Origin of the sequence: Spirillospora sp. NBC_01491, from assembly GCF_036227065.1 — a bacterium.
GTDB lineage: Bacteria > Actinomycetota > Actinomycetes > Streptosporangiales > Streptosporangiaceae > Spirillospora > Spirillospora xylanilytica.
This window is the reverse complement of the sequence record NZ_CP109432.1, coordinates 4,604,666-4,622,498: the sequence shown is the minus strand read 5'-3', so window position 1 is coordinate 4,622,498 and position 17,833 is coordinate 4,604,666. Positions and strand designations below refer to the sequence as shown.

General features: G+C 72.4%; 13 protein-coding genes. 5 read left to right on the top strand and 8 right to left on the bottom strand.

Annotation, left to right across the window (positions count from 1 at the left end; translation table 11 throughout):
* Window positions 1-20: 20 nt before the first annotated feature.
* The 8 genes from OHA34_RS21490 to OHA34_RS21455 form a co-directional block, all read right to left on the bottom strand.
* The gene (locus OHA34_RS21490; protein ID WP_285939927.1) at window positions 21-1,280 is read right to left on the bottom strand and encodes an ATP-grasp domain-containing protein; all 1,260 of its coding nucleotides are present in this window, start codon (window positions 1,278-1,280) and stop codon (window positions 21-23) included.
* Window positions 1,281-1,329: 49 nt separating this feature from the next.
* Complete coding sequence (locus OHA34_RS21485) at window positions 1,330-2,607, bottom strand: MFS transporter (protein WP_329518709.1); 1,278 nt, start codon at window positions 2,605-2,607, stop codon at window positions 1,330-1,332.
* Entirely contained in the window at window positions 2,604-3,866 is a 1,263-nt protein-coding gene (locus OHA34_RS21480; protein WP_285939929.1) for an ATP-grasp domain-containing protein, read from the bottom strand. Before OHA34_RS21480 ends, OHA34_RS21485 begins: the two co-directional genes overlap by 4 nt.
* Before the next feature lie 258 nt (window positions 3,867-4,124).
* Entirely contained in the window at window positions 4,125-5,234 is a 1,110-nt protein-coding gene (locus OHA34_RS21475) for a hypothetical protein (protein WP_329518708.1), read from the bottom strand.
* Window positions 5,227-6,723, bottom strand: a complete 1,497-nt coding sequence (locus OHA34_RS21470; RefSeq protein WP_329518707.1) for an iron-containing redox enzyme family protein — start codon at window positions 6,721-6,723, stop codon at window positions 5,227-5,229. Before OHA34_RS21470 ends, OHA34_RS21475 begins: the two co-directional genes overlap by 8 nt.
* Window positions 6,720-7,829: a 50S ribosomal protein L11 methyltransferase gene (locus OHA34_RS21465; protein WP_329518706.1), complete on the bottom strand. Its 1,110-nt coding sequence runs from the start codon at window positions 7,827-7,829 to the stop codon at window positions 6,720-6,722. Before OHA34_RS21465 ends, OHA34_RS21470 begins: the two co-directional genes overlap by 4 nt.
* Before the next feature lie 98 nt (window positions 7,830-7,927).
* Complete coding sequence (locus tag OHA34_RS21460; protein ID WP_329518705.1) at window positions 7,928-8,353, bottom strand: Rieske (2Fe-2S) protein; 426 nt, start codon at window positions 8,351-8,353, stop codon at window positions 7,928-7,930.
* Window positions 8,354-8,553: 200 nt separating this feature from the next.
* Window positions 8,554-9,948: an iron-containing redox enzyme family protein gene (locus OHA34_RS21455; protein ID WP_285939934.1), complete on the bottom strand. Its 1,395-nt coding sequence runs from the start codon at window positions 9,946-9,948 to the stop codon at window positions 8,554-8,556.
* Window positions 9,949-10,601: 653 nt separating this feature from the next.
* Between OHA34_RS21455 and OHA34_RS21450 the strand changes: the two genes are divergently transcribed.
* From OHA34_RS21450 to OHA34_RS21430, 5 genes are all read left to right on the top strand, one after another.
* Entirely contained in the window at window positions 10,602-10,898 is a 297-nt protein-coding gene (locus tag OHA34_RS21450) for a YiaA/YiaB family inner membrane protein (protein WP_285939935.1), read from the top strand.
* Window positions 10,899-11,019: 121 nt separating this feature from the next.
* Window positions 11,020-11,925: a hypothetical protein gene (locus OHA34_RS21445; RefSeq protein ID WP_329518704.1), complete on the top strand. Its 906-nt coding sequence runs from the start codon at window positions 11,020-11,022 to the stop codon at window positions 11,923-11,925.
* Window positions 11,922-13,814 carry a hypothetical protein gene (locus OHA34_RS21440; protein ID WP_329518703.1) on the top strand — a complete coding sequence of 631 codons (1,893 nt, stop codon included), beginning with the start codon at window positions 11,922-11,924 and terminating at the stop codon, window positions 13,812-13,814. The genes OHA34_RS21445 and OHA34_RS21440 overlap by 4 nt, the downstream gene beginning before the upstream one ends.
* A gap of 155 nt (window positions 13,815-13,969) precedes the next feature.
* The gene (locus tag OHA34_RS21435; RefSeq protein WP_329518702.1) at window positions 13,970-15,961 is read left to right on the top strand and encodes a WD40 repeat domain-containing serine/threonine protein kinase; all 1,992 of its coding nucleotides are present in this window, start codon (window positions 13,970-13,972) and stop codon (window positions 15,959-15,961) included.
* Between the two features lie 3 nt (window positions 15,962-15,964).
* Complete coding sequence (locus OHA34_RS21430; RefSeq protein WP_329518701.1) at window positions 15,965-17,815, top strand: WD40 repeat domain-containing serine/threonine protein kinase; 1,851 nt, start codon at window positions 15,965-15,967, stop codon at window positions 17,813-17,815.
* The last annotated feature ends 18 nt before the right edge of the window (window positions 17,816-17,833 follow it).

Sequence of the window (17,833 nt, the reverse complement as noted above, 5' to 3'; positions counted from 1 at the left end):
TGGCCTCCTCCTCGTGGTGGTCAGGCGTCCGGGGTGACGATCAGGTCCTTCTCGATCTTCCGGACGGCCTCCCGGTCGGCGTGGATCTGGTCGCTGCTCTCGTGCGCGAGGATGATGTAGCCCATCGTCATGCTGGCGAGCAGGTCGGTGCTGGCGTCGACGTGGTCGCCGGTCCGCACGACGTGCACCGGCGAGTGGTAGCTCGGCAGCTCGCGGGCCAGGTCGTAGATCTCGGCGTTGCGCACGGTCCCCGTCGAGTGCGACATCAGGAACACCGCCATGACGTTGCGCCGGAGGGTGTACCCGGGCGGCATCTCGGCGCCGAGCCCCCGGCACACGTCCACGATCCGGGTGACCTGGCTCCCGCCGGTGGCGATCTCGGTGACGGCGGGGTTGCCCGCGCCCGCGAGCCGCGCGTTGACCTCCACCAGCCGGGGCCCGTCCGAGGTCATCATGATCTCGGTGTGCGCGGCCCAGTTCCGCAGCCCGACCGCGTCCAGCGCGCCGAGACCGTAGTCGATCAGGTCGCCGTAGCGGTCGCGGTCGTAGGGCAGCCACTCGACGCTGTCGTAGACCGCGATGCCCTCGCCGAACGGGATCCGCTTGTACTTGATGATGTCGGTGACCGAGTGCCGCCCGTCGTGGCTGACGGTGTCGACGGCGTACTCGGTGCCGGTGAGGTGCTCCATGACCAGCACCTCGTCGGTCACCTCGTCGAGCTTGTCGCGGGTGCCGAGCAGCGCCTCGAACTGCTCGCGCCAGCCGCGCCCGCCCGGCGCGAGGCTCACCCCGACGGTGGCCGCGCTGGCCGGGGGTTTGATCACCAGGTTCGCACCGGTCAGCCCCTCCCGCTCGATCCAGCCCGCCGCCTCGTCGGCGTCGCGGGTGCAGATCTGCCGGGGGACCGGCAGGCCCGCGGCGGCGACGGCCTGGTGCATGAGGTACTTGTGCCGCCGGGCGTCCACCAGCCCGGGGACGTTGGACGACGCGGGCGTCAGGGCGTCCGAGAGCTCCTGCGCCAGGTGCAGCGCCGACTCGAGGCCGGGGATGACGGCGATCGGGTTCAGCGCCCGGAGCCGCCCGGTCGTCTCGGCCAGGTCGCCGTGATGGTTGATGATCGCGTCGAAGTTGCCGGGCTCGTGCGCGGCGTGCAGCGGCGCCCAGGCCGGGACCGCGTAGTCCAGCACGGCCACCGGGCTGAGGCCCGCCGCCCGCAGCGCGGGCGCGATCATCGCCGCCGAGGTGAAGGGCTGCACGATCGCGACGACTGGTCTGTCCATGACGTTCACCTTCGATTCCGGTTGGTCTGTTGGTGACGGGGCCCGGTCCTCACTCGGTGTCGGCGGTGGCCAGCGCGGGCTCGGCGGGCTCCGGCCCGGTGTCCCGGCAGCGCAGCCCCGCGCCCGCCGAGACGAGCACCGCGGCGGCCACCGCGAAGCCTCCGGTGAGCACCCACACGCCGGAGCCCCAGGCGTGCCACCCGGCCGTGCCGACCATGGGGCCGACGGCGTAGCCGATCTGCTGCGGCACGGTCGCCGCGCCGATGTAGCGGGCGCGCAGGGCGGGCGGGGCGACCAGGCCGGGATAGGCCATCATCGACGGCGCGGCGATGACCTCCCCGAACGTCCACACCACGGTCGCGAACACGAGCATCGCCACCGGGGTGGGCCCGACGAAGATCAGGTGGCCGATCCCGAGGACCGCCATCCCGGCCGCCATCGGAACCCCGATCGGCAGCCGCTGCGTCCACTTGGACAGCAGCACCTCGCACACGATCACGATGGACCCGTTGACGGCCAGCAGGATCGCGTACACCTGCTCGCTGTGGCCCGACCCCTTGACGAACAGCGGCAGCGCGGCCGAGCTCTGGATGTAGGCGATCGCGGTCAGGAACAGGCCGAGGACGACGAGTATGAAGCGCCGGTCGGCGAGCACGTGCCGGTAGCCGGGGCGCTCCCCGCCGGTCGCGGCCTTCCCGGCCTCGGCGCCGGTGCCCGCGTCGCGGCCGGGGCCGAGCGCCGCGAAGGCGACGATGCCGAAGGCCAGCGACGCGGCGGCGTCGACGTAGAACAGCAGGTCGTAGGACGCGTAGGCCAGCAGGAGGGCCGCGGCCAGCGGGCCGACCGTCGCCCCCACGTTGAACGTGAGCCGCAGCATCGAGAAGACCATGACGTGCCGGTCCTTCGGGGTCAGCTCCACGACCCACGCCATGGCCGCGGGCCGGTACGCGTTCGCGGTCAGCCCCGCCCCGCACGCCACCACGACGGCCACCCACACGTTGGGGACGTGCACCAGGGCCGCGGTGAGGACGGCCGTCCCCGCCATCGAGCCGACGATGACCCACCGATAGCCGACGCGGTCCGCGACCGCGCCGCCGACCGCGGACCCGGAGATCCGGCCGACCATCAGCGCGGTGAGGACGACGCCGCTCTCCCCGACGCTGAAGCCCCGCTCGGTGAGGAACAGCACCAGGAACGCGTTCAGGAACGCGGCGAGATTGCTGATCAGGTTGCCCACGACCAGGATCCGGACCGGCCCGCTCATCTCCCGCAGCGTGGCCAGGATGGTCGGATGCGGCTCGGCCTGCTGCGGCTTCGCCGGGCTCACGGCGCCGGCTCCAGCGGGGTCCCGGCGAAGGTGAAGAACCGTCCGGTGTCGGCGACGGCCGCGCGGCTCTCCGCGAGCGTCCCGGCGACCGCGATCACGTACCCGCTGCGGGCCAGGCTGCGCGGCGGCAGCCGCACCTGCGCGCCGGGCTGCGTCCCGATCTCCAGCTCGACGACGGGCGGCACCAGGAACTCCGGATGCACCCGCGCCGAGGTGATCTCCATGTCGTACGGCGGATAGCCGAACCTCACCGACGCGGCGAGCAGCGGCCCGGGATGCGCCACCTCCGGCGCCCGGCCCGCGACGGCGTCGGCCGCGGCGAGCGGCGCGTTGACACCCGACGTCAGCCGGCCCAGGTGCGGGATCATCCCGCCGCCGAGCCGGGCGTTGATCTCGATGACGTGCATCGCGCCGCGGCTGAGCTTGAACTCGAGGTGGGTGTAGCCGTCGGCGAACCCGACCGCCTCGTGCGCGCGGCGCGCCAGGTCGTGCACGACCGGGTCGGAGAGCAGCGGATCGTTCGCGTCCACGTCATGGCCGACCTCCTCGAACGCGAACCCGCCCTCCCCGAGGACCTTGCGCGCCACGATCAGCGGCGTGCAGGTGCCCCGGTGCAGCACGCACTCGACGGAGATCTCGGGACCCTCGAGGAACTCCTCGACGATCACGTAGTCCTCGAACTGCCGGATGCCGCCCATCCGGACCCCGTCGGTGAGGGCGTACGCCTCGTCCAGGTCCTCCGGCCCTTCGACCTTGCGCACGCCCATGCTGCCGCCGAGGTTGCGCGGCTTGAGGATGAGCGGGTAGCCGATCTCGGCGGCGAACGCGCGGGCCGCGTCCAGGGACGAGACGGCCTTCGACATCGGCTGCGGGAGCCCGGCCTTCCGCAGCGCCTCGCGGGTCGCGCTCTTGTCGCGGCAGCGCGCGACCGCGTCCGGGGTGAAGGTGGTGAGCCCGAGCGCGCCGCTCAGGTGCGCCGCGGTCTCGACATAGACCTCGTCGTAGCAGTAGACCCCGGCGACCTCGTGGTGGTCGGCCACCTCCCGGGCCGCGGCCGTCAGCTTGTCCAGGTCGAGGCAGTCGACCACCGTGTGGCCCTCGATGTAGGGGTCCTCCCAGGTGGGCGGGGCCGGGTTCAGCAGCCACAGCCGGTACCGCGCCGACACCGACTCCAGGATGTAGGCGCGGTAGACCCGGTAGCTGCTCGCGACGAGGAGGAGGAGCGGGCGGTCGTCGCCCGCCGGCGGGCGGTGTGGCATGCGGACCTCGATCGAACTCGGAGGGGCGGAAGTCGGTGGGACTGCGCGGATGGGACTGCGCGGGCGGGGCCGGCGCCGGCCCTGGGCTTGGGCCTGTCTCAAAGTGCCTCGGCCGTCGGCGAGCGCGTTATCTGGCCGGTGGGGCGATGCCGGAGGCGAGCCCCACCGGCCAGATCGCGAAGCGATGCAGCGCTCGCCCAAGCACGGTCGGCGTCCGAGCCCTAGGCGAGGACGCCGGGCCGGGCTTTGAAACACGGCCTAGTCGGCGAAGTAGTCCTCCAGCCCGCCCCGGCGGCGGACGTCGAGGGTGGCGCAGTGGAAGCCGCCGCCGAACGTGTTGACCGTGCGGAACGGCACCGGGATGGGGGTGAACCCCTCCTTCTCCAGCAGCCGCAGCAGCTCGGTCTCCTGGGCCTCCACGAAGATCCGCTCCTGGTCCAGCATCAGCGTGTTCATCGCGATCCAGCGGCTGCAGAAGTACATCGTCTGGTCGGTGGGGATGGCCGGCTCCGGGCAGGTCAGCACGTCCCAGCCGGCGAACATCTCCGGCAGCTCGGGCACCCGCTCGGGGTTGACCAGGACGCGGCCGGGGCGCAGCGGGACGAACGTGGCGTTGAGGTGCATCGGGTGGTCGTCCACGAACGCCACCTCGTGCAGCCGGAACTCGTCGCCGAGCAGCCGCCGCGTCCACTCGATCCCGAAGCCGTTGGTGACGTGGCTGCGCTGCACCAGGATGTCGCGGCCGAACCGCATGAAGTCGCCCGCGTCCAGCAGCGGCTCGAACTCGGTGATCACCGAGGTCCCGGCCGGGAACGGATCGTCCGGCGACGGCGGCCCGTCCGGCTTCGCGGCGGCGTAGCCGGGGTTGTAGGAGGCGTCGGTGAGCTCCGGCTTCGGCGCGGCGACCCAGCGGGCGCCGCGCCGGAAGTAGTCCTTGAAGAGCGTGCGGAACGGCTGGGTGGCGAAGTAGTACGACCGCCATGCCATCGTCGCCTCGACGATCCGGTCCCCGGCGACCAGCGCGATGTCGCGCGGGAAGGTGTGCGAGGACCCCCCGGTGGACGACCACTCCGCGGTGCCGAACGGGCGGGACTGGTCGACCGGGTCGGGGCGGCGGACCGTCACCCCCTCGCCCTCCAGGATCGCGACGAACCCCTCGAGCTCGGTGTGGGCGGCCTCGATCTGCGCGGCCGGGAACGCGCCGCCGCCGCCGCGCCGATAGAAGTCCCACGCCTCGGGCGGGACGGTCGCCTCGACGGCGGGGTGCCACGGCGGGACCGCGGCGCCGTCGATGACGCCGACGATCACCTCTTCGAGCGGGTCCCACTCGTTGTAGGAGTGGACCGGGAGCGCGTCGGTCTCAGTCATCGTTGGAGGTCCTCTCGATGGTCCGTACGGTCACGCGGGCCTCGCCGGAGGCCGCCTTCAGTCCGTGCAGCCGGCTCTTCGGCACGAGCAGCACGTCGCCCTTCCCGAGCCGGTGCGGGTGCTCGGTCGCCCACGCGTGCACCTCGACCTCGCCGCCGGTGACCTCGACGAGGGTGTCGGTGTCGCGGACCCCGGTGCTGAACGGGTCGCCGGGCCGCAGCGTGCGGACCGCGGCGTCGTCGCCGGCCGCGGACGCGAGCCTCGCCCCGGCCTCGGTGTAGGTGTCGAGCGCGTCCGCCCAGGCGATCTGGGCGCGGAAGTCCTCGTCGCCGAGCCGCAGCAGCAGCTTGGTGTCCTCGATCCCGCGCACCAGCTCGGGAATGACGATCTCGCCGTGCGCGCGGGCGAGGCCGAGCAGCAGGTTCTCGTAGGTCATGCGTCCGTGGTGGACGTCGATGTGGGCGTGCTCGTCGCAGTACTTGGCGTCCACCCGGTCGCCGTAGACCGCGCGCAGCATCACGCCGGTGTCGGCGAACCCCTGGGCAAAGAGCCATTCGAGGTAGGTCACCGCGGCCATGTAGCGGAACATGCCGCGGTGGTCCTCGGTGAGCCAGTTGAAGTAGTTCACCCCGACCAGCGAGCTGGGCAGGTAGAAGTTCCAGTAGGCGTGCAGGTCGGTGCGCAGCCCGACGCTGGCCAGCATCTCCTTGAAGATCGTGCTGTGCTTGGCGCCGTAGACCCCGTACCCGAACTCGTCATTGAAGATCTTGAAGAGCTCGGACTGCTCGACGCCGTAGGAGCCGCCGAGGTTGCGCGCCATCGCCGACGCCTCGGTCAGCGCGTCCAGCGCGAGCTGGATCAGGTGCAGGCCCGCGGCCTCCTCCGGGTGCCCGCATTCGGCGATGAGCCGCATGGTGCCGGCCATCGGCGCGCCGGCGTCGACCGCGGGATTGCCGCTGGAGGCGTCCGCGGGCGCCCCCGCCGCGCCGACCTCGGTGAGGAAGTACTCCTGTAACTCCTCCAGGGTCCGCACCTGCGGCGCCGGCACGGCGTCGTCCAGGAAGGAGAACGCGTAGCGCTCCAGGCCCGGCCGGACGACGTCGCGCAGCCGCCGGACCTCGTCGCCGTAGAAGAGGTCGAAGTCCGCCTTGGCGGTGGCCAGCCCGGCGGGCGGCAGAAGGATCATGTCGCTCTCGTAGGCGTTGCACAGCACCCGCCCGGCGATGAGCTGGCCGCTGCCGAGGAACTCCGCCTCGGTGGCCGGGACGGAGAAGTCCCGCGCGCCCGCCCCGGGCGGGCCGATCGGCCGCTGGAAGGGGTTGCCGGTGATGTAGACGTCCGGGGTCGGCTGGAAGATCCGCTGCTCGCAGTACGCCGCGAGCGCGGCGGACACGTCCGCGGCGGGGGCCACACCGGTGGTGACCATGCCGGTGGCGGCCATGCCGGCGGGGGTGGTGCCGGTGGTGATCGGGCCGGTGGTGATCGTCATTCGGCCGCCTCCTCTGCTTCCTGGCGGACGCCGCCGACGGACACGCCGAACCGCACGCACTCCCCGTCGTGCACGGCCTCCAGCGTCACCGGCTCGCCCGGCTGGACGTGCGGCGGGACGGGCAGGACCTGGATCGCCTGCTTCCAGTGCGAGCCGCGGCCCGGGGCGTTGGTCAGCGTGATGCCCGGCATCAGCTCCATCTCGAACCAGAACGCGAGGGCGTGCAGCTTCCCGGCCGCCGTGGGCCGTACCTGGAACTCGGCCCGGCGCGGTTCCGCGCCGTCGGTGTAGAAGTCGAAGTCGAACACCGGAAGCGGCTCGGAGAGCGCGCGGTGCTCGTGCCGGTCGAGCCGGGAGTCGAAGTACTCCAGCGTCGACAGCCGGTTGAACGGGGCCAGGTCGAAGCCGTACAGCTTGCCCACGTGGTTCTTGCGGTGCAGCGGAGCGCTCTCGACGAGCTGGACGATGATCCGCGCCCGCGACGGCATGATGGTCGCGTCCGGGGTGAGCAGGTGCTCGCGGGCGTGCGCGATCGTGCCGAGGATGCCCTCGCCGAGCAGCCCGCAGTCGACGATCTCGGTGACCAGCAGGCCGGCCCGCCGGGGCAGGTCCGCCGGCACTGACATCCGGGTGGACATCTTGGAGACGACGCCGACCGCGTCGTCGTACCCGGCCACGCGGACGACGCGGGCGGTGGTCTCGGCGACGGAGGGCTGGCCCTCGCAGGCCACCACCTGCCGCGCCCCGGCGCGGGCGGCCATCATGGCGAGCAGCCCGGACCCGGCGCCGATGTCCAGCACCAGCGACTCGGGGTCCGCCGCGACCGCGCGCCGGATCGCCACGTCGTACAGCTCGGCGCGCTCCTCGTCGTGCAGCATCTCCCAGTGCCAGCGGGGCACCGCGCGCCGGACGGCCCGGCCGTGGCCGACCAGCGCCTCCTCGTTGTGCCGGTCCAGGCCGAGGATGAGCTGGTATGCCTTGGCCGCGTCCTCGTAGCGGCCCTGCTGGTGCAGGTCGCGGCCCCATTGGAGGAACTCGGCGAGCTCCAGGGTGCCGGCGGTGTCCGGTACCGGTTCGATCAGGTCGGATTCGCGTGTCGTCTCCACAATCGTGCCTCCTCGGCTCGGGACTGGCGATGAGTCGGGGCTGGTGACCGCCGGCGCCTCCGGCCGGCGGTGCGGGGACGCGGGGGAGGGGACCGGAGTCATGGGCACGGGGTTCCGGTCGTGGCGGCGTCGCCGGTGGCGGCGCCGGTCGTGCGGGCGTTGGGGCCGCCCGTGCCGTCCGCGCACGGGGCGTCCGGCGGCAGGTTGGCCAGGACCTCCTTGCGGATGACCGAGACCGGCGCGTCCTCGCCCTCCGGGAGCAGGACGACGGCCTCGTCGCCGCTGAGCACCATCGGCAGGCAGGTGCGCTGCACCGCGGCGACACCGACCTTCGTGCCGTGCCACGGGCAGCTGAGCCGCCGTCCGTCCGGGGTCCGGCGGGCGAGGCTCAGCGGCCCGCCCCGGTGCGGGCAGTAGTCGCGGACGAGCAGCCGCCGCCCGTCCGCCTGGAGGATGAAGTAGCGGTCGTGGCCGACCATCACGGTGTTGTGCCGGCTCAGGTCCATGACGATGACGCGGGTCATCGGCTCCTCTTAAATGTCGTTCGGACGATGCTGGGAGTCGTGCGCGCGGGTCATGGCGGGGGGCCTGGACGAGCCCGTGACCTGGGAGCGGGAAGCGGGAGCTGACGAAGGGGCGAACGCGGCAGGGGCATGCGGTGCGGGCGGCGCGCCCTGGACGGAATCGCCGGGCCGCGGGGGCGCCCGGCGGGGGAGCGGGCCGGTCAGTCGCTGGGGGTCACCGTGTGCAGACGACAGACGGCCTCGGGCGACACGGCCTTCACGCCGTAGAGCCGCCCGGCGGGGATCAGCAGCGCGTCGCCGCGGGTCAGCCGCTCGGCCGGGCCGGTGGGCGTCGCGATGAGGTCGGCCTCGCCGCGCTCGATCTCCAGGACCATGGCGTCGTCGTGGCCGCGGGTGCCGAAGGGGCTCTCGGGCGAGAGGACGATCCGGCCGGGCGGCGCGTCCGACGTCGGGGCCGCGCCGGCCAGCTCCCGGTGCCGGGACAGGTCGTCCGCCCACCGGATCTGCGCCGCGGTGTCCTCTTCGAACCAGCCGCCGACGAGCCTCGCCTCGGCGACGCCGCGCAGCAGCTCGGGGACCACGCGCGGGCCGTGCCGGTCGGCGAGGGCCAGCAGCACCTGTTCCTTGGTGATCCGCCCGTGGTGCGCGTCGATATGCGCGTGCTCATCGCAGTAGTGCAGATCGACCGCGTCGCCGAAGATATCGCGGAAGACCTTCACCATCTCAACGAACGCGGGTGCGAAAATTGCCTCGGCATACGTGACCGCGCCCGCGTACCGGAAGAATTTCGCATGGTCGCGGGACAGGTAGTAATAGTAGTTGTTCGTCGCCAGCGGACCGGCGAGATAGAAATTCCAGTAGGCGTGCACATGGGTGGCCATCGCGCGGCTGCGCAGCATTTTCGCGAAGATGGTCGTGTGCTTGGCGTCGTAGACGCCGTAGCCGAACTCGTCGATGAAGATCTTGAACAGCGCGGACTGCTCGGGCCCGTAGGCGCCGGCGAGGTTGCGCGACATGGCGGACGCCTCGGTGAGGCCGTCGAGCGCGAGCTGCACCAGGTAGAGATCGGCGGCGCTCTCCCGGTCGCGGGCCTCGGCGATGGCCTTCAACGCGGGCGACGGGCCGGCCCCGGCCTCGGCCACCACGTGCTGGAAGTAGGCGTCGAGCGCCTCGCGGGTGGTGGCGCCGCTGACGTCGACGGCGTCGTCGAGGCAGCCGAAGGCGAACCGCTCCAGCTCCGAGAGCGAGCCCTCCCGGAGTCCGCGTAACTCGGTGCCGTAGAAGAGGTCGAAATCGTCGTGCAGCTCCGCGAGCCCCTGCTCGGGCAGCAGGACCGTCTCGGCCTCGTAGAAGGTGCCGAGCAGGCGGTGTGCGGCGAGCGAGCGGTGCGCGGACCACTGGCCGGCCGCCGGTGGCCGGTCGAAGTCGGACTCCGCCAGGGCGTCCGGGACCAGCATGCGGCGGTAGGGATTGGGCTCGTGCAGGACCTGGGCGTCACCTCGGAACAGCGGATGGCCGGCGAACGCGCGGACCCGCTGCCCCAGTGTGCCGCCGACTTCCTTGTCGGCCGATGATGCCTGGGACTGGAGTGTCATCTAATTGAACCGTTCACCTGACTACTTCATGGGGTCGGGTGCAGCAAGTGCCTACAGCGCCGATTGTGTCGGCAAGGAACGCAACGGAACGGCCGAAGAATTTGTTGGTCGGGGCGACAAACGTCGCACGGTGGAATGGATCTCTCACCTGCGGTGAGAGCCGAGGTCTTCGGCTGCGGGGCACGTTAACAAAGGGTTCTGTGTTGATCAATGATCGATTCGGTGGCGGTGCGGTCGATGACCACGCCACATCGGCTGTCGCCCCCCGTGCCGGGCGATCCCGGCTCCGGCGCCCCCGGTCACCGCCGTGCCCGCGGGAACGCGCCCTCGACCGTCCCGGAACCCGGGTTGACCTCGCTGTTCTGAGTGCGCGCACCGCTCGCCGCAGCGCCGCGGCCACAGCGGGGGCGGATCGCAACCGCCGCATGACAGCAGGTCTCCACGCTGGTCAGGATGGCCGGCCACCGTGCTCGACTCGTGGCCGTATCCGGCCGCCCGGGACCGCGTTCGCCCTGATCGTCCACCTGCGAGCCGTTCGGTCAGGTGGCGTCCGCGGACAGTGGCCGGCCGGTCACACCCGGGACGAACTACTCACCGCCGCTTGAGCATCCGTGCTCAGGCGCGTTCCCCGCGCGGCCCGCACACTCGATGGCATGACGACACCAGCACCGGTCACGTCCCCGGGGACCACCGCGTTCCTCCTCCAGGCCGCGATCTCCTTCGCCGTCTCCAGCGTCGCCGTCGCCATCGGCGTCTTCTACCTGCCGGTCAGCGGCTGGGTCCGCGCCTTCCTCGCGCTCGGTCTGCTGTACGTGATCACCTCCACCTTCACCCTGGCCAAGTGCGTCCGCGACAAGCAGGAGGACCAGACCATCCACAACCGCGTGGACAAGGCCAGGCTCGACAGGCTGCTGGCCGAGCACGACCCGTTCGCGCAGCCGGTCCCCTGACCCGCTCCCGGGCCGGGGCGACGGCGGGTGGACGGCGGTCGGGCGGCGGCCGTCGCGAGGTTCTTCCAGGTCGACTCGCGGCGCGGCTCGAGTGTCAGTGGCCGGTATTACGATGCGCCGGATGGAATCTGCGGCACTTGAACAGAGACTGCGGGATCATCCCGGTGACCTCGCCGCCTGGCACGCCTATGGCGATCGGCTTCTGGAGCAGGGCGACGCCCGGGGCACGCTGATCCGGCTGGAACAGCGCCGGGCCCGCGTCCGCCCCGCCGACCGGAAGGCCCTGGAGCGCGAGATCGCCGCGCTCGCCGAGAAGGAGCAGCGGGGCTGGGACGCGGCGCTGCCGCAGGGCGTCACCGTTCTGGAGCGCCGGTACGGATTCGCCGCGAAGGTCGCCGTCGAGTGGTCCGAGGACGCTCCCGCGCTGATCGAAGAGGCGCTGCGCGGACGCTTCGTGACCGCGCTCCAGATCACGCCGCCCGTCGGCGACGACGACGACGTAGAGGAGGACTGGGAGGAGGCATGGGCGGAGCACGACGGTGAGCCGTTCCCGTCGCCGCCCGTCGAGGCCGGCGCGTTCGCGACGCTCGACCTCGGCCGGCTCGTCGAGCTCGACCTCTCCTACTTCCCCCTCGGTACCCCCGGCGCGGAGGCCCTCGCGGCGGCGACCGGAAAGGGCCGGATCGAGACGCTCGACCTGCGGTACTGCGGCCTCGGCGACGCCGGCCTGGCCGCCCTGGCGGCGGCCCCCGACTTCGGCGGCGTCCGGCGCCTGCGCCTCCAACGCAACAGGCTCAGTGCCGAGGGCGTCCGCCCGCTCTGGAGCTTCGAGCGGCTCACCGCGCTCGACCTCCGCTACAACCGGATCGGTGAGAAGGGGACGGAGACCCTGCTCGCGGCGCCGTTCATCGGCTCGCTCACCGAACTGCACCTGATCCGCGCCGACGTCACCGCCGCCGGCGTGACGAGACTGGCCCTCGCCCCGCAGCTCGCGCCCGCGCTGCGCAACTACTGGAGAAGCGTGTGAGCACCGAACTCCGCGACCGGTTCTTCGCCCTGTCGACCGGCCGCGCCGAGGCGGGCGAGGTCGCCCGGTACTGCGCCGAGGTCGACGCCGTCGACGCCGAGCCCGTCGCGACGCTCGACGGGCTCGCGATCTCCTGGCACCCGACCGTGCGGCACAAGGCGGTGCGGTTCGTCGACGCCGAACGGATCGAGGCCGGCGCGCGCGAGCTGTTCGCCCGGCCGAGCGAAGCCGCGCCGCACCTCGCCGCCGTCTTCGTCGATCCGCGCGAGCTGTCGTTCCGCACCTACGAGAACGTCCTTCCGCTGGACCACCTGTTCGAGGACGCCGGGCTCGAGTTCGAGCTCACCGACCGCGAGACGCTCGCGACGGACGCGTACTCCTTCTCGCTGGGGCTTCCGGCCGCCGCCCGCGCCCGGCTCGAGCGCCTCGACTCGCTGGGCCTCTACGTCCCCCCGCTCAACGCCGCATCGCGTGGCGGCGATCGCTTCATCTTCCATTCGGCCCTGCTCGCCGGCGCGCTCACCGAGGCGGTCACCGCGGCGCTGCCGCAGCTCGACGGCTTCTCGCACGTGAACCCCGTGTTCCGCTGCAACCGGTTCGAGCCGGACGACGCCAACTTCCACCGCCACCTCGACACGCCCTACTACGACGCCGCGCGCGGGCACGTCTCCCGCTACACCGTGCTGCTCTACCTCACCGGCGGCTCGGCCGCGCCCGTGCTCGACCTCGCCGGCGGGGCCGCGCTCGAGGAGATCGGGCCCTTCACCTGTGTGATCTTCGACCAGCGGTACGAGCACGAGGGCGCCCCCTACCGCGATGGCCGGAAGGTCTTCCTGCGCACCGAACTCATCTTCACCGATCCGGACGTCACGCACGATCCAGAGATCGGCGCGCTGTTCAGCAAGGCCTGCTACTGGACCGGCGAGAGCGTCTTCGCCCCCGAGCTCGCCCGCCACGCCGACGCCTGCTACGACAAGGTCGCCGCGGCGCACTGGACCGGCCTCGTCCCCGGCGCCCCCCGAGAACCCTTCGTCCACAAGCGGTTCCGCGACGTGGACTTCGTCGCGAACGGCCACGACTTCTGGTTCGCCAAGGACGAGGGGGTCTCGCTCGCCGAGTGCGCCGCGATCACGCTCCTCGACTACTTCAACTGCAAGCTCGGCGACACCCCCTTCCGCGCCCTCTGCGACGCGGACGTGATCGAGGCCGACGGCACCGCCTGGATCTCCGGGTACCTCCAGGAAAGGCGCGGCGGGTCGGCGGTCACGCCGTTCGACAAGTCCGTCCTCTTCCCCGAGCCGGAGGAGAGAGACGACCTGTGCTGCCCGTTCCATGAGGGGCCCCGGTTCGACGCCACCCGCAACGAGGAGATCGTCGGCCTCTACACGCGCGCCCAGACCTTCGCGAAGGCGCACATCACGCCCGCGCCGATCCTGATGCTCGGCGAGGAGGTGATGCTCGACCCGGACAAGTTCGTCGTCCAGGGGAACCTCATCCACGTCCTCGGCAAGGAGGCGCTCACCCCCGTGAACTTCGCCGCGTGCTGGAACTCCGGCGGCTTCCCTGAGAACTACATCGAGGTCGGGGCCGATGTCGGCGTGGTGCACCTGCTGGTCCCGCCGATCGTCTTCACCGAGTCCGCCACCGGCTACCACCTCCAGTTCGACTTCTTCCGCAACTCCTGGATGGTGAAGCACCGGCAGGCGACGGTTCCCGTCCCCACGATCAACGACCAGGACCCCGAACTCGTGGAAGACGATCCCCAGTCGCCCTGGTTGGACGCCGTCGACCCCGCCCTGGTCGCCGGAGGCCGCCGCGAACGCACCGCCGACCTCTGGTGGGCCGGCGACTCCCCGCTGATCGACGAGCTCTACGACTCCGCCGGCTGAACACGCCCCGCGTTCACGGCCGAGGGCCGCCGGGGCCGGCCGGGGCGGCGACACCTCCTTCATGCACTGCGTCACACTCCGTTCGGGGCGCTGTCGAGAGAACACCCATGTCTGCTAGAAATCGGCGAGCCCCCGAGCCCAATGACGGGTGATACATGGAACCCCTGCACTCCGGCGATCCCCGGCAGATCGGCCCCTACCGGCTGGAAGCCCGGCTGGGCGCGGGCGGGATGGGCCAGGTGTTCCTGGGCATCTCGCCCGGCGCCCGCCGCGTCGCCGTCAAGGTCATCCGTGCCGAGCACGCCGAGGACGAGCGGTTCCGGCGGCGGTTCGCCCGCGAGGTCGAGGCCGCCCGCAGCGTCGGCGGGTTCCATACCGCGCAGGTCGTGGACGCCGACCCCGACGCCGTCTCACCGTGGCTGGTCACCGCGTTCATCCCCGGGCCGTCCCTCCAGCAGGCGGTCGCCGAGCGCGGGCCGCTCGCTCCCGAGGCGGTCCGGGCGCTCGCGGCGGGGCTGGCGGAGGGCCTGGCCGCGATCCACGCGTGCGGGCTGGTGCACCGCGACCTCAAGCCCGGCAACGTCATCATGGCGGAGGACGGGCCGAGGATCATCGACTTCGGTGTCGCCCGCGCGACCGACGCGACCGTGCTGACCTCGCACAACGTGGTCGTCGGCACCTACGCCTACATGGCGCCGGAGCAGGTGCTGGGGGAGGCGGCCGGACCGCTCGGCGACGTGTTCTCGCTCGGCTGTGTGCTCGCCTACGCCGCGACCGGCCGCGGGCCCTTCGACGCCACCGCCATCCCGGCGATCGTGCACCGCGTCCTGTACGAGGAGCCGGACCTGTCCGGGGTCCCCGACGACCTGCGCGCCCTCGTCGCCGCGTGCCTCGCCAAGGACCCCGAGCGGCGGCCCACCGTGGACACGCTCATGACCGCGCCGCAGCGCATCGCCGCCCCGGCTCCGGGGCCGGCGCGCACGCCCGTACCGGATGACGCCGCCGGCACGCACGCCAACGCGACGCTCATCGCGACCCGGCAGCAGGACGCCCCGGCCGCCGCCCCGGCCACCGCGCCGATCGGCCCGGCACCGGTCGGCCGCCGGGCGCTGCTCATCGGAGCGGGGGCCGTCGCGGCCGTCGCCGCCGTGGGCGTCCCGGCCGGGGTGTACCTGGCCCAAAGGGACGGGGAGCGGAAGGCCGCCGTGCCGCCCGCGGCCCCGCCCCGCCCCAGCGGCCTGATCTCCCCGACCGGATCGCTCACCGCCGAGAACGTCAAGACCCTGACCGAGGTCGCCATCACCGCCGACGGCCGGACCATCGCCGCCGGCGGCCTGGACAGCACGATCACGCTGTGGGACGTCGGCACCGGCCGCGCCCTGCGCACGATCGACAAGACGGGCTGGGTGAGCGCCTTGGCGTTCAGCCCGAACGGCGAGTTCGTGGCCAGTTCCGCCAGCAACGCCGGCGCCCTGCTCGTCTGGGACGCCGCCACGGGCCGCATCCGGGTGAACGTGCGGACCGGCCAGTTCGGGCTGAACTCGGTGGCCTACAGCCCGGACGGCCGCACGATCGCGGGCGTCAACCCCGACGCGCGGCTCTTCGACGCCGCCGACGGCCGCACGCTGGCGACGTTCGACCTCGGCCACAGCGGCGTCAACGCGGTGGCCTTCAGCCCGGACGGCAAGGTCATCGCGGTCGGGACGGACGGCTTCTACAAGAAGTCCCCCGGCAACACCGTCCAGCTTCTCGACGGCCGGACGCTCCGCAAACGCGGCCAACTCGTCGGCCACACCGAGAGCGTCACCGGCGTCGCGTTCAGCCCCGATGGCAAGCGGGTGGCCAGCAGCGGCGCGGACCAGACCGTACGGATCTGGGACGTCGCCGAACGCCGCGCCGTGCGCGTCATCAAGGCCGGCGAGGCGTCGGTGAAGGACGCGAGATTCTCCCGGGACGGCACGGCCGTTCTCGGTGCCTGCTCCGACCGGACCGTCCGGATGTGGAACCTCGCCACCGGCGCGCTCACCGCGACGCTCGTCGGCCACTCCCAGGCCGTCGAGAGGATCGCCCTCACCCCGGACGGCGGGACCGTGGCGGGTGTGGGCGGCAGCAAGTCCGACGGCTCCGTGACGCTCTGGAAGGTCTGATCCGTGGATCCGCTGCGCCGTGACGACCCCCGGCAGGTCGGCCCCTACCCGCTGGAGGGCCGGCTGGGCGCGGGCGGCATGGGCGAGGTGTTCCTCGGCGCCTCGCCGAGCGGACGCAAGGTCGCGGTGAAGGTCGTCCGCGCCCAGTACGCCGCCGACCCGGCGTTCCGCCTGCGGTTCGCCCGCGAGATCGAGGCCGCCCGCAAGGTCGGCGGGTTCCACACCGCGCAGGTCGTCGACGCCGACCCCGAGGCCGTGTCGCCCTGGATGGTGACCGCGTTCGTCCCCGGCCCCTCCCTGCGGCAGGTCGTGCGCGGCCAGGGGCCGCTCGCGCCGCACGCGGTCCGCGAACTGGGCGGGGGGCTGGCCGAGGGGCTGGCCGCGATCCACGCGTGCGGGCTGGTGCACCGCGACCTCAAGCCCGGCAACGTCATCATGGCCCCCGACGGCCCCCGGATCATCGACTTCGGCATCGCCCGCTCGACCGACGCGACCGCGCTGACCTCGACCGGGGCGGTCGTCGGCACGTTCTCGTTCATGTCCCCCGAGCAGGTGCGCGCCGACGTCACCGGCCCGGCGAGCGACGTGTTCTCGCTCGGCTGCGTGCTCGCCTACGCCGCGCTCGGACGCGGCCCGTTCGACGCGGCGACCATCCCGGCGATCGTCCACAAGATCGTCGGGGCGCCGCCGGACCTGGCCGGCCTCACCGCCGATCCGCATCTGCACGACCTGATCGCCGGCTGCCTGGAGAAGGCCCCCGAGCGGCGGCCGACCGTCCAGGACGTCCTGACCGGGCTGACCGCCGGTCCGCCGGGACGGCCGGGCCGGTCGCGCGGGCCGTCCCGCCGGGCCGTCCTGCTCGGTGGGGCGGCCGTCGCGGCGACCGCCGCCGTGACCGTCCCGGCGGTCCTGCTGTGGCCCTCGGACGCGCCCGCCGCCAGGCGGCGGAACGCCCCGAAGACGCCGATCGGCACGCCCACCGCGGTCACCCTGCCGAGTTCGGAGGTCGCCGTGTCGGACCTGGTGTTCTCCGCCGACGGCAGGACCCTGTGGGGTGCGGGATTCTCCTCGATCCTGCGCTGGGACCTGTCCACCGCGCAGGTCGTCTCCCGTAAGACGAGCGACACCAAGACCTACCGGCGGCCCATGGTGTTCAGCCCGGACGGCAAGACCCTCGCCACCGGCGGCGAGGCCGGGGGCGTCCACCTCTGGGACGTGGCGTCCGGGCGGGTCCGCAAGTCCTTCGCCAAAGCGCGGAACGTCGAGATGCTCGCGTTCAGTCCGGACGGCCGGTCACTCGCCGTCAGCGACGGAAATGGACCGCAGTACGTCCAGATCTGGGACACCGTCACCGACAAGTCCGTCTCGATGAAGACCGACTACTACGCCGACGTGCTGGCCTTCTCACCGGACGGCGGGACGCTCGCGGGCGTACGGGGCCTGTCCGGGCGCTTCACCTTCTGGGACGTCTCGACGGGCAAGGGCGCCGAGAACTCGGCCGAGAGCGCGAGCGAGATCCCCAGCCTCGCCTTCAGCCCGGACGGGAAGACCATCGCGGTCTCCAACGGCACCTACTGGGCGATCGAGCTCCGAAGCACGTCCGACGGCTCGCTGGACACCACCCTGAAGGGCGTCGACGGTGCCGTGCAGGCCCTGGCGTTCAGCCCGGACGGCGACACCCTGGTCAGCGCCGACGAGAAGAACGTCCGGCTCTGGCACGTCCCGACCCGGCGCAACACCGCGACGCTTCCCGGCGACGCCGACGATGACCAGGTCGTGGTGTTCGCCCCGCACGGGCAGAGCTTCGCCACGACGGGCGGCTCCGGGACGACCCGCCTGTGGACGTTCGCCTAGCGTTCTACACCGTAGGGC